General features: G+C 50.9%; 9 protein-coding genes. All 9 read right to left on the minus strand.

The window, feature by feature from the left end; all coding sequences use genetic code 11:
- Positions 1-83: 83 nt before the first annotated feature.
- Entirely contained in the window at positions 84-593 is a 510-nt protein-coding gene (locus tag ACOZB4_RS06070; RefSeq protein WP_379406343.1) for a DUF4188 domain-containing protein, read from the minus strand.
- A 6-nt stretch (positions 594-599) separates the two neighbouring features.
- Positions 600-1,241 (minus strand): TetR/AcrR family transcriptional regulator, encoded by a 642-nt coding sequence (locus tag ACOZB4_RS06075; RefSeq protein WP_379406342.1) that lies wholly within the window; start codon positions 1,239-1,241, stop codon positions 600-602.
- A gap of 173 nt (positions 1,242-1,414) precedes the next feature.
- Positions 1,415-2,587 carry a glycoside hydrolase family 88 protein gene (locus ACOZB4_RS06080; RefSeq protein ID WP_379406341.1) on the minus strand — a complete coding sequence of 391 codons (1,173 nt, stop codon included), beginning with the start codon at positions 2,585-2,587 and terminating at the stop codon, positions 1,415-1,417.
- 32 nt (positions 2,588-2,619) lie between these two features.
- Entirely contained in the window at positions 2,620-4,989 is a 2,370-nt protein-coding gene (locus tag ACOZB4_RS06085; RefSeq protein ID WP_379406340.1) for a helix-turn-helix domain-containing protein, read from the minus strand.
- Between the two features lie 147 nt (positions 4,990-5,136).
- Positions 5,137-6,840 carry an alpha-L-fucosidase gene (locus ACOZB4_RS06090; protein WP_379406339.1) on the minus strand — a complete coding sequence of 568 codons (1,704 nt, stop codon included), beginning with the start codon at positions 6,838-6,840 and terminating at the stop codon, positions 5,137-5,139.
- Positions 6,841-6,850: 10 nt separating this feature from the next.
- The gene (locus ACOZB4_RS06095; protein WP_076324101.1) at positions 6,851-7,729 is read right to left on the minus strand and encodes a carbohydrate ABC transporter permease; all 879 of its coding nucleotides are present in this window, start codon (positions 7,727-7,729) and stop codon (positions 6,851-6,853) included.
- A gap of 14 nt (positions 7,730-7,743) precedes the next feature.
- A complete protein-coding gene (locus tag ACOZB4_RS06100) occupies positions 7,744-8,691 on the minus strand; it encodes an ABC transporter permease (protein WP_379406338.1) in 948 nt (315 codons plus the stop codon).
- Between the two features lie 88 nt (positions 8,692-8,779).
- On the minus strand, positions 8,780-10,384 hold the full coding sequence (locus ACOZB4_RS06105; RefSeq protein WP_379406337.1) for an ABC transporter substrate-binding protein: 1,605 nt from the start codon (positions 10,382-10,384) through the stop codon (positions 8,780-8,782).
- 231 nt (positions 10,385-10,615) lie between these two features.
- A complete protein-coding gene (locus ACOZB4_RS06110; protein WP_379406400.1) occupies positions 10,616-13,852 on the minus strand; it encodes a M60 family metallopeptidase in 3,237 nt (1,078 codons plus the stop codon).
- Positions 13,853-13,995 lie beyond the last annotated feature (143 nt).

Here is a 13,995-nt window from a genome sequence, read left to right on the forward strand (position 1 = left end):
ATTTACACCGCCCTTAAGCTATGGTAATTATCCTTGTCTTAAGCTGCGGCAACAGAGGGAGATCAACCGACTATAGACCGAAACTACGGATTTGGAGGAGTCGGCACTGCTGGTTCTCCCTCGCGGCCAAGCCGCCGGCTTGCCGTTTCCCTGCGTCCCGTCGCGGGGACATGGGCCCCCGCTTTTGCCAAACCGAACCTCGGCATATTGTTGTACAGACATTCATATTGTCCTTCCGGAACCAAATAGGTTTCGTGGAATATCCCTACGTCCCCTCCCGTTCCAATCTTGCGGTTGAAATCCCGCCATGCCTTCAGGTGATTGGCTCCGTGACGGGCATAATGCTCCAGGTGTTCGAAACTCCTCCAATATTGAATAAGAGTAAGCCCCTTGCCGGAAAAATGATAGGTACCGCCCATGAAACCGAGCTGATCCTTGTTCCGGTACAGCTCCTGAAGCATCGGGGACATGGCATTCATGACAGGCAGCCACTTATGGACCGCCCACCACTTGTTAATCCGAAACCCGATCACGAATACAACGAAGGATCCTTCCATGTGTGCGGTATATCGACCTGGAATGACTTTGCTCATACCTGTTCACTCCACTTCCTTTATTTCTAGCAGACCAAGATGCGTTTCGTAAAAGCGACTGATTTCGGTTGAATTATACAATTGCGCCGTCAGAAACGCGCCATAAAAAATGGTGAAACAAATCTGCACAGCTTGCTCCAAGGTAAAAGCTTTGTTCAGCCTTCCGGCTTGCTCCTCTTCCTTCATGAACTGCTGGAACAAATCGTACATGTTAGGTGACTTGCTTCCCGCTTCCTCGTGTCCGGGAAAGAGCAGCGATACTTCCGCAGAGCTGAGCTCCGGCATGCAGGGCTGCATGTTCTGCTCCGCGAGAAAGGAGATCAGGCTTGGCATCATGCCTGGCCTCACTTGATGCTCATTAGCCACTTGGGACAACAGATGCCGGAAAGCCTGAAATCCCTTTTTCCCTTCCGTATCGATCTCGATAACCCGCTCGGTCAGCCATACCCGCATAAAATAAATCAGGAGATCCTCTTTGCGTTGATAGAACTTAAAAAAAGTGACTTTTGAGATTTCGGCTCGCCTGCAGATGTCCTCCACCATAACCTGGCTGAACATCCGATCGCTCATCAAGGATAATGCCGCTTCATACAGCGCGATTTTGTTCTTGGCTTTTTTTAACTCCCTTAATGGGATATCCGGATCCATTGTGACAGCCCCCTTAAAGTTAACTTATGTAAATAAATTAACACGAGTTAATTTATTTTGTCAACACAACCATATCAAATAGCAGACAGACAAAATACCCCTAACATCAGGCACGCTGATGTTAGGGGTACGGCATACATTCACTCTGTCTTTTGAATACGGGTCCTCTTCATTTACCAGTACATATCCCAATCTTTATAGACCCTTACCAAAGCTTCAAAATAGAAATAGTCCCCCCAAATGCAGCATTCGTCGATTCCGTTGCCGAGCGGCTTTCCGTACACCGCATGCTGCAGAATACCGTTGGATCCTGGGAGCGATACCGTAGTATATCTATCGCTTAAAGACTCAAGGACACGCAGTGCCGCGTTCTCGTACGTACGACGCTGCGGATACGAGAGCGGCAAGTGCTTTGCCAGTTCCAGCATTCCGCATACCGAAATAGCGGCTGCCGAGCTGTCCCTCTCTTCCTGCCCTTTGGTGAATATCAAATCCCAATAGCACACATAATCCTCTGGCAGCCGATTCAAAAAGTAATTCGTGACCCGCTCGGCATCATGCAGCAGCGATTCATCCTTCGTATATGCGTAACTGAGCGGCATACCGTAAATGGCCCAAGCCTGACCGCGTGACCAGCATGAATGATTCGCATATCCTTGGGACGTTTGCCCAAACCTTGGTTCTCCGCTCTCGACATCCATATAATACGTGTGATACGTTGAGGAATCCTCGCGGATCAAATAACGGGAGGATTGCTGCGCATGGCTTATAGCGGCGCGCCGATACTCCGGTTCGCGGGTTTCCTCTGTCGCCCAATAGAGCAAAGGCAAATTCATGCAGCAGTCGATGATCATTCTGCCGCGCTGTGAAGGCTGGTCCAGCTTGCCCCAAGCCTGAATGATCCCGGCTTTCTCGAAATACCGCTCCATCAACAGGTCTGCTGCGGCCAAGGCAATCCGTCTTGCTTCCTCATTCCCGGTCAGCTTATAGGCGGCAACGCAGGACAAGGAATACAAAAATCCCAGATCATGCGTCTCCGTGGCGATGCGCTGCTCCACGCGCTCCTTGTAGCTGTGGAGCTGAAGCTCCGCAGTCGACCGGTACTTGGCATCCCCCGTGACCTCATAAGCAAGCCACAGCATCCCGGTCCAGAATGACGAGGTCCATTCCGTATTGCCGATTGCCTCGTAGATATTATCGCGGCTGGCAGGAGACGGAAAACAATTGGAGAACGTGTCTAAATTCTGATCGATCCGATGAAGAACGAATTCGATGGCGGCTTCGGTCCTTTGCTGCGTCCATGTCGTTACCTCACCGTATTTTAAAGGTTCCTGAATCGCTTCCATTTCTGATTGGCCACTCCTCTCTGCGTTCAACGTTATTGTCCGCTTGCGCTCACCCGATATTTGCCGGGGGTGACCCCCTCCAATTTCTTGAATGCCCGGATGAACACGACATCATTGGTATAGCCGACCAGTTGGGCCAGCTGCGCATTGGTCAGTTCCGATTGCTCCATCAATGTCTTCGCTTTCTCAATTCTCGCTCGGGTAATATAGTCGGTGATATTGCATCGATTCATCTTCTTAAAGAAACTCGAAATATATTGCGGCGTCATCCCGAAATGATCGGCGATCATACCGAGTCCTAAATTATAATCGGTTAAATTCCGGTCAATGAATGCCATCATATCCTGCTGCAGCTGGATGCTGTGATCGCTGTGCTCCGTATGAAAGAGACGGGTCAGCTTTTCATACAACCGCTTGGTCTCAGCCTGCATTTCATCGCTTGTGGCACAACCGAATATATGCTTTACAGGGTCAAAGTTCGGGCCCAGCAGGCTTTCATGATCCGTGTTCGTCAAATTCAGTATTTTCAGAAATGTGCTTATGATATTGAAGAACAGGCATCTGCCCAGTTCAGGGGTCATGCCCGCCGAATTAAAATTCATCGTATAAATATTGTCCAGCAGCTTAGCGACGTTTTCCGTATCTCCGCCTCTGACATGATTGACAAGCTGCGTCTCGAATTCGATCGGATAGTAATAATGATGCTTAATGTCCCGTACATGACCGAAGTGAATGATGGAATTTCTTCCGCTGAACATGCGGTAATCCAGAGCGGCCATGGCTTCGAGATAAGCGCTGCCGATGGTTCCGTTTCCTGTGTGTACGCTGCTGACGGCAATCGTCACGGAAATGTGGAAACGGTCCTCCAGTATACGGAGCAATCGCTCTGCAATCTCATGAAGGAAGAGCTCGGCATCCGCCTCCTCAACCGGATGGAAATTGACCAGGAACGCTACCCGGTCGCGTTCCATATCGACGGCGAATCCCTGGTGACCCGAATTCGCAATGTCCGTGCCGATATTGGAGACAATAAAGCGGATTTGCGTCCAATCTTGCTCCGATGGTTCCGGCGACAGCCTTGTAATATCCACTGCCTGAACGATGATGACTGCAAACATATCGGACCTGAAGTGGATGCCCATGCCCACTAATGACGGCCCTCCTTGATTCTCCGCATGATCCGGATCGATGTACCCCCGAATGAGCCTTGACAGAAAATCAGCGCGGATGACGGGCGTTTGCCTGAACAGTCGCTCTCTCAGATGCCGCTGCTCAACGAGCGAGCCTTCGATCGTTTGCAAAATGAAATCATATTCGTTCGCGGCCGGCTTATCCTGAATCGGCTTTCCTTGAAGAATGGCATCAACCACCCGTTTGACGGGACTGTATTGTCGGTATGCAAACCAACAAGCAACGGCTGCTCCTGCGACAAGCGAAACGACAAACACCGTCAGCGCCATTCTCTTCAGTTGTGCTACTCGTTCCATGACACTGTCCATCGGCATGACGGATACATACTGCCAGCCGGCCTCCTTGGATTCCGTAAAAGTGATCATGCTGTCCGTGCCATTTAATGCTGTCTTGAACAATCCCGATGGTCCGGCTAGTCTTTCCGTCACCTGCACGGACAGCTCCGAGTCCGAGGAACTTGCGATCACGCCCCGTTCCTTATCGAGGATATAAATCTCGCTGTCGTTGGCGGACTCGATTTGCCGGAACATTTCTTGAAGCTGCTGCCCATCGATCATGATAACCAGCATTCCGCGGATATTAGACACTTCATGAAGCGGAAGGGATTGCGCATAAGTGATCACATTCGCCGGGTTGCCATTTCCTTGGTTCGGGTCCTGAAGCAGCACATCGGAGGGCAGAAATGCCTTGTTATGATAGCTGCCAAGCAACGTCCGCTTCCATGTATCAAAGTCCATATGCCCAAACCGGTAATACTTGTCGTAAAAGGTTCTTGCATCCGTCCGCAATCCAGGCTTCAAAATGACGTCTCCGGCCTGCAGATGAACATAGTAGTCCTTCACGAATCCGCTTACAAAAGATTGATAACGATTTAAGTAATCGCGGACGAATTCTACCTGGCGGTACGCCCCCCCTTGATCATGCCGATCAAAATTCAGCAAATAAGCCAGTTTGGGGTTAAACATAATTTGCTTGGCCAAAATATCCACTTCTTTAAGCTTGCTGTCCATGGAAAGCCGCAGCTGCTCCAGCATCGCCGAATTTGAACGCTCCGCATTGTTTTCCATCACGTTTTCCACCCGTCCATATAGAAAAAGCCCTACGGTCATAGGCAATAAAAGGATGAGCAAATACGAAACGATCATGGTTTTCAAGACGCGTCCCCGACTGCTCTTTCGCTTGCCGGGAAGAAGGCCTGGTATCGAGATCATGACGCATTCCTCCAAGAAAATGTATGGAAAAACCTATTTCTTGAATCCTTCGCCAAACGGACTAGCAAACCCTTTAATAATTTCGGTCACCCCAAGAGAGACGCCACCCCCCGTTAAAAGGGATGCTTAAATTTTGGGTACGGGGTATTAAAACACCTGAACTAATCGTACCGAACGAAGCTTCACGGCAGCCGCCTGCCAAATTTCCGGTCCGAAAGGTTTCGGCTTCGCAAGCTTGGTCGATAAGGTCAATGCATACGTACCTGGATTGTCAATGACGATTCGCCCGATCGATGACTGAACCTCGGTATACGGATGCTGGCAGGATATGGAGTCGCTGACGACCTTATCCTCTTGAGGAACACACGCAATCGTCTGCTCTGCTGCCTGTACGGTGACTTCATGATCATATTCCTTTTCCCAAACGGCATCGGATCTTTTAAAGTTGACGAGTTTGACTTCATAAATGCCGGACGACGACGCCTTAAAGGTCCACCGGGCCTCGTTCATCCCGTTGCCTGTCGTTATGTCCGACAGTACAAGATCCAAATGAATGGCGCCTTCCGCCTGTTGGATAAAACTCCGATCTACATCGATTCTGCCCTCGACTTCCAATGCAATAACTGATACGTGATCTTCCGGAGGAAGCTCCGGCAATCGGATCCGCATCGCGTGATGGTCCGTTTCCGGCCGATAGCTCTGTTGCACGGGAAGACTGCCTGTACTCGGGTCTGTGAGCAGATAAGCTTTTTTAACCGTATTTCTCACCCCGTTCAATAACAGTTCTTCCGTTGGCCAATAGCGATTGTACACATGGAGGAAGAGCGTATTTCCTTTCACCGTGATCGCCCCCCATTCCAGCTCGTAAGGGAACGGGCTTGCGCTTGTGCCGTAGACCGCCTCTCCATTTCGCGCCAGCCAACCGCCAACTTCCTCCAGGCGTAGAGCGGATTTTTCCGGAATTATTCCTGTTTCCGTAGGGCCGACATTGAGCAGCAGATTTCCTCCCTTGCTTACGATGTACACCAATTTTCGGACCAAAGCATCCGTCGATTTCCATACTTGATCCTTCGTGCTGTACCCCCACGATTGATTTAGGGTCATCGGCGTCTCCCATTCCCTTGTTTCCTCGCCATGCATCGGGATTTCGTTATCACCCTTGGATTGGTAGTCTCCGAAATCAGGCCAATGGCTTACCCTGCTGTTAATCAGGCATTCGGGCTGAAGATCTCGGATCATGTTCACCATCGTTTCGCTCTCCTTCTTCGACAATCCGCCGGATGTGTCGAACCAGAGCAGGCCGACCGGACCGTATTCCGTCAGCAGCTCGCGTACTTGTCCCTTCGCTTTATGGTTCCAGTAACTGAAGAACGCCTTCTTCTCCAGCTCGTAGTCCCACAGATTGTTAAACGTATCATGGAGCGCATGCGGATGGTGCCAATCAATGACATGCGAATAGTAAAAGCAGAGGCGGATTCCTTCCTCCCTGCAGGCCTCGGATAATTCCTTCAACGCATCCCGGCCGAATGGAGAAGCATCCACGATATTGAACGGGTCCGTCCGTGAATGGTACATGGCGAAGCCATCGTGATGTTTGGCTGTAATGACGATATATTTCATGCCTGCCCTTTTGGCGCAATTCACCCAAGCTTTGGCATCAAACTGTGTCGGATTGAATTCCTCGGCAAGTTTCTCATATTCCTTTACCGGTATTTTGTTGGCATACATGACCCACTCCCCTTTGCCGAGCAGCGAATATACCCCCCAGTGGATGAACATGCCGAATTTGGCATCCTTCCACCACTGCATCCGGTTCTTCCTTTCCGTTACGATCTCTAATGAGTCAGCCATCGTTCTCCTCCTATTCCTTAATGGCGCCGATCAAAACGCCTTTGACGAAATATTTTTGCAAAAACGGATACAGAAGCAGGATCGGCAATGTGGATACGATAATCGTTGCATATTTAATGGTGTCCGCGATCGCCATCCGGTCTCCCGAGGCTTCCGTCATCATGCTGTCCGTTGTATTGGTTATGAGAATTTCCCGTAGCACGAGCTGGAGCGGGAATAGCTCCCGGTCCCTTAGATAGATGAGCGCCCCGAAATATGAATTCCAGTGCCCCACGGCATACCATAAAATCATGACGGCGATAACGGGCATGGACAGCGGAATAATGATCCGGAACAGAATGATCAGATCGTTCGCACCGTCGATTTTCGCCGACTCCTCAAGACTAATCGGGACGGACTGAAAGGCGGTCCGCATAATGATCATATTGAACGTGCCAATCATCCCGGGGATCAGCATCGCCCAGATCGTGTTCAGCATCCCCAGGTTATTGATCAGCAGATAAGTCGGAATCAGGCCGCCGCCGAAAAACATGGTGATGACGATCAGCATCATCAAGAGATTTTTGAAGTACAGGTTTCTGCGGGACAGTACGTAAGCACCGATCGCCGTGGCCACCAGATTGATGGCTGTACCCGCCGCGACGTAGATCAGCGTGTTCCGATATCCCGTCGTAATCATCGGATTGTTAAACACCGCCTTATAGGCTTCGAAGTTAATGTCAAGCGGAGCGAACAGCAGCCCCCGGTGTTGGGCCAATGAAGCGGGATCGCTGAACGAAGCGAAGGCAACATACACGAACGGATATAAGGTGACGAAGCAGAGGCCCGTCAGGATCAACGCGTTCAAACAGACGAAGGTTAACTCTCCTGCGGATCGTTTGTTAGCCATGAACGCCCTCCTCTCTACCACAGTTTATGTTCGCTGACCCGCTTGCTGATCGAGTTCGCGAGTACAAGCAGGATGAAGCTGACGACCGAATTAAATAATCCAACGGCGGTCGTGAAACCGTAATCCGTCTCCAGAACCCCTCTACGGTAGACAAAGGTCGAGATCACGTCTGCCGTTTCATAAGTAAGCGGGCTGTACATCAGCAATACTTTTTCACTTCCAACACTAAGCATGGAGCCCATATTGAGAATAAAAATGATGATGATCGTTGGCAGCATGCCAGGCAGCGTGATGTGCAGCATTTGTTTCCACCGGCCAGCCCCGTCCATCTTGGCAGCTTCGTAAAGGGTCGGGTCAATGGTGGCGATGGCGGCAAGATAAATGATCGAACCCCAGCCTACGCCTTGCCAAATGCCGGAGCCGACATATATCGTACGGAACCAGCTGGCCTCGCTCATGAACGGAATCGATTCGATGCCGAAAAAGCCCAGAATCTGATTCACCAAGCCATCTCTTGCAAGAAAATCGAACATGATCCCTGTCACCACGACGATGGATACGAAATGCGGCAAATATGATATCGTCTGAACCGTACGCTTAAAAAGCCGGCTGCGGATTTCGTTCAGCAGCAGGGCAAGAATAATCGGTGCCGGAAACGCGAAGATAAGCTCATAGACATTGATCAGCACCGTATTGCGCAGAAGGCGTTCGAAATAATAGCTGTTAAAGAAATTGCGAAAATGCTCAAATCCGATCCACTCGCTTCCCCAGATGCCATCGGCAATGCTGAAATCTTTGAAAGCCATCAAGAGACCGTACATGGGTCCGTAGTGGAAGATGGCATAGTATAGAATGACGGGAAGCGCCAGTATATAAACGAATTTATTCCTTCTCAAATCGTTCGCAATCGTTGTCCATTTCCCTTTGCGATGCTCGAAGGGATTATCCTGGGTTGCAGACAAACGAATCCCTCCCTCCAAATCAATTTATATTGCAGCGCCAAGAGCGGCGGAGACTGCAGATTTCCGCCGCTTCAGGACGTTTAACCGTTTACCGTTTACCGTAACGCTCCAAGGCTTTTTGCTGTATTTCCAGAGCTTCGGCAAGACCCATGGATTCAATGGTTTTCACATACTTGTCAAACTGATCCAAAGGCTCGGCGCCCATGACGAACTTCAAATACATCTCGTCCTTGTATGTGTTGATGTCCGTCATGATTGAAGCATAGCGGCTGCTCTCGGATTGGGTCGGCGTTGTGCGCGGCATTTTCTTTTCCATGGTCGGCTCTGCCCAGATGATCTTGGACTCCAGCTGATCCGGCTCGGTCGTGTATTGTTGATCGAATCGTATATCAAGCATGAACGGTCCGCTGAAGGTTGCGCGGTTATGCTTGGACATGGATTGGATCAATGGCAGTCCGGAAGGATCTTTCAATACTTCGGGCTTAAATATCGGCTTGCCGTCCTCCATCGCGTAGCTGACGCCCTCTTTTCCGAAATTAAACAACAGGGCGCCTTCCTCGGAATAGCCGTAATCCAGCCACTTAACCGTTTCAATCGGATTTTTGTTGCTGGTGGTAACGGCTGCCCCGATTCCGTTAAATGCATAGTCCTTATATCCCCAAATCTGCTTATCGCCTTGGTTCATTACAGGATAGGGGGCTGCCACCAATCTGAAGTTCGGATCTTTATCCTTCATCAGCGTTCCATACTTGCCAATCCCGCTGCCGGTGTATAGAATCGCTGATCCGATTTGCCCGCCCGTAATCTTGGCCTCCAGCATTTTCTCATCGGTCGTCGCAAAGTCCTGATCAAGTAAGCCTTCTTTGTACCACTGGTTCATGAGCGTCAGGAATTCCTTAAACCTCGGGTCCGTCGGGCCGTATTTAACCTGTCCTTCCTCTTGGTAAAATCCGGCATTAATTCCCCATGCCCCGAGAAAAGCGGTCGTTGTATCGACATCTCCTTTCGTCAGATACAAGGGAATCTCATCCGCCTTGCCATTGCCATTCGGATCTTGTTCCTTAAAAGCCTTCAACACGTTGTACCATTCATCAATCGTTGTCGGCATCGAAAGCCCCAGCTTATCTAACCAATCCTGCCGGACCGTCGGTCCGAGAAATACCTTAAGCTTGTCGTCGGTGCGCAGGAACGGGAACACATATATGCTGCCGTCATCGGTCGTAATTTCCTTCTTCCACTCCGGATGCTCCTCAAGCACCTTTTTAAAGTTCGGGGCGTATTGGTCGATCAAATCATTGAGTTTGATGATTTTGCCGTCCTTGATCGCCTTCTCCGGTCCCCCCGGGTAACCGGCCCATGAATACTCGATCACGTCCGGGAGCTTATCCGAGGTCATCATGAGGTTGAACTGCTCCGTAGCCTGCTGGCCCTGCGGAGGATGCTGAAAATCCACGTTCACCCCGGTTATCCTCTCCAGTTCCTTATAAGCCTCGATTTCGTTATAACTCTTCATCGTAGCGGACACTTGGCTAACGATTTGCACCCAATACGTCAGTTCCGATAGAACCGGAGGGGATTCAGGGTCCAACGCTGCCTCCGGTTGTTCCTTGGCAGAGCCGCCGCAGCCTGCTGTTATGGCGATGGTGGCGGCAAGCAAAACCATCCAGAATACTTTAAACCTGTTGACCTTCATTATCATTTGCCTCCCTTTTCATTTGCATGTTGTGTGAACTTCTGGTTTGTTAAGCACCACCTTACTGAACATTCTGGCGATTGAACACTGCCGTGTTTTCTAATTGTGCAGTATATTTTTAAGGCAGTACATTGTCTATATTTAATCTTGGACTGATTTATTTAACGATAGATGGTCATTAAAGAGTTCAAGGGCGGCCTAAACGGCCGCCCTTTTCATCAATATAAGCTGCTAGGAAGCCGAGCTGCGGCTTCGGATGTAGTCTATGTCTCCAAGAAGAAGCTCCGCGAAGCCGGAATCGATATGCTTGCCTTGCTGCGCTTTGATGGCATTCTCCAGTGAAGTCAGCGCATCTTCGATGGCTTCGCTTCGGGCCAGATGCCGCTGGAGATCCGAGATTTTAGCCAATAAGCTTTGGGAGATACCACGATTATCGATCCATCCCTTCTCTTCACCTGCTCTCACGATATCGTCGAGCTGTTCCTGATTCACAACAACTTCGAAAGGATACTCGCGAACCGTGATATTACCTGCTGCATCTTCTGCCGATATCCGAAGGGTGTGTGGTCCGGCCGTTAGCGTTAACGCTTCTACAACCAGCGTATCAGGAGCTTCCTTACCATCCAGCTCCAAGGCGATATTGGATACACCACTTAATGTGTCCGAGATTTGAGGCGAAATGGTGATATGCTCGGTTTGGTATACGGACTGGGTCACGTTTGCCGTGATTTCCGGCCCGGTCCGGTCGATCTTCACCGTCTTGGAAGCTTCGTCGCTTGTCACGCCCGACATAGCGGCCGCGCGGGCATGTATCGTTGTCTGGCCTTCCGCTTCTACAAGTATGGGAGCCGTGTAATCCGTCCATTTGCCTTCGGATCCGATCTTGTATTGGCTTCGCATGCCCGCCGCTTCAGCATCAGCTGTCATGGCAACGGTGACCTTCACCGATTCACGGTTCCACTCGGTGTCCATGTCGGCCTTAATCTCGGGAGGAGCGTTCAGCGTACGCGTCTCCCGCAGCCGCCATACTTCCTGCGAAGGCATCGGCAGATTCAGGGCGTCAACGCGGGAACGAACCTCATCTTTGGAATACGGCAGGGCCCATTTGTCAAAGAATTCCGTCAGATTCTCGCCTGCGATTGTGGATGCCATGACCACAAACGTATCGATCTCCTCTTGGTTCGTCGCAGGCAGCTGCGACGTCGGCAGCTCCCGGTAGGCCTTGTGAAGCTCGGCGTAAAAATCCCATCCATAAGCCAGGGAAAGCTGGCGGAACATCACGAGATAGCCGAATAGATCCAGCTGGCCTGAGGCGCCGAACGACCTGCCCGGAAGATCGCTTTCGATATATTCAAACGCTAAGTCATAGAAATCTTTCCCATCGGCATTGCGAATCAATAAGTTGCTGCTGTTGCCGAATTTCTCTTGGACGTATAAGGAGTAAATATTTACCGTGATTTCACCCGTTACGTTCCAGTTCCAGGCTCCTTGCTGATATTCGTGGCCGGTCTCGTGCCAGAAGCCCCATCCTCCCTGAGTAACTCGGGATATGTCCACGGCATGGCCCGCTGAAGGATCGATGTGGAACATGATCGGATAGCCGGCATGCATATAACCCGCACTAATTTGACGATCCGCAACGTAACGGAACGGAAGGTCTATACTCTTATGCGGCAGCGGTTGATTTGGGGAGAGTCCTGCGACTTCCTCTGTGTAGTCCACGATCGCGTCCCACTTCTCCAATAATTGCTGCGGATCTCCAAGCTGCCTGATATACTCGGACGGAAGCGTCAAGATCACTCTGCGTCCTTGAAGTTCTGACCATGGAGAAGGATAATATCGAATCGCATCTTCCCATTCGACAGAAGAGGTCTCACCAAGGATATAATACGGAGCACGAACTCCCCCGCTGATTTCAATATTCTTCTCAACGCCAGGCTGCAGCTTGGTCGGAATCAGGTAAATCAGACCGCCATAAGGGCTGCGAATCCGATTTTCACCCGGAAGGAGCGGCTTTCGCTGCGTTATGACCGGAGGTCGTTCCCATTCCGTTTTACTTGTCAAATTGTCCGTGTGTGCCCCAATCTGCACATCCAGATGCTGCGTGCCTTCAGGGACCTGAACCGTTACCCAATCTCCGGCCGGCGCGTACAGCCCCGTGCTGATCCAATTCTTCGGAACCGTCCCTTGACGTAAATAGTCAAAGGTTGAATAATCAAAATTCACGTGAACGGATTGTCCCGTCACTCGCGGGGTGTCCGCCGGAACAGCTCCAGGAAATTGATCGGCATAAGGGGATTTGGGGGCCGTCAGATCATTGCCGATCCGCCCCAATTGAAATGCTAACAATGCACTGGTATAGGGCGCCTTGGAACGGTCCAGCGGAAACGTAAGCTGGGACTCCAAATCGCTGGCATCCTGCTCGATCACGGCATACAGCGGACTTTGAGGGGTGATGCTGCTGACGGTTCCACCTGTCACCGAAGCGATGACCTGCAGCTTCTTATCCGCGCCGGCGCCAGGCCGCCCGACGTTCACCTGATCCGGTGACAGCGTTCCTGCCTCAATCGCTTCGGCCTGCTCCAGAAGCTTTAGCGAATGATAATTGGCGGATTGCTCCGTCGTCAGTTTAGGCAGGGTTTCCGTTCGGGTCGATGCCGTATTGTTCATTAAGCCGAGGCCCATCCGGTTCAAAAGACGCTGTACCGGGAAATCCTCACTGAGCCTACCCGACCGGCCTTCATATGCATTCCCGAGAAAGACATGCGGATACTGCTCCATCACCCAGCCCTTTAAGGGAACAACGACATGACCGCCTTGCGCGACGTAGTCCTCGAGGACGTCGACCTCACTATCCTTCAAGGTGCCGTCAACATAAGCTACGGGGTAGCGGGACGGATCCAAGTGCTCAGGCGTGAATTGCTCCAACCGGACCAGATCGATCGGCACATCGGTTTCGATGGTATAATTTTTCCACGTTGCCGACAAAATGGGCAATCGGCCCTTGCCTTCCAATGCCTCCTGATAGGTCAACGTCTCGGAATCCTCGGTCAGCCACAGGAGGATGTTACGGGCCACCGTCTTCCGCTCATCGGTAATATCAGAGGTAAACTTGAAATAGGAATCGTCACCTGCAACAACGACTTTGCCTTTTCCGTAACGGGCAGCCGCGAGAATCGGCGTCGTATCGGGGTTCACCGCCAGGACAAAGGCTTGATCTCCGATGGCAGCTACTCCCCCGTTATACGTGGCCGATACCGTCGGATAACCGGACAAACCCTTGTAAATAACATCAAGATCCTGTTGAGTCGCCATATTCGCGGCGGTGTTCGAGTCTAATAAATGAACATCAGCCTGCTCTGTCATACCATCGGCCGCCATCAGTGTCTTTCCTGCTGGCGGAACGGCCACAAGCGCGCACGCAACTGCCAATAGCAGCTTCAACCACTTTTTGGTGTGGAAACCCATAGTCAACCGTTCAACTCCTTTGTCGATGATTTCGTTATTAACAATCAGAAACGAATAACTTCAATTCCACCTCCCCCTGCGGTCCCTTTCTCCCCACGTCCTAAATATAAAACGGCCGCCCGGAACACCATACAGTCGATTTT

The sequence above is a fragment of the Paenibacillus sp. NPDC058898 genome, assembly GCF_049316025.1.
Classification (GTDB): domain Bacteria; phylum Bacillota; class Bacilli; order Paenibacillales; family Paenibacillaceae; genus Paenibacillus_AQ.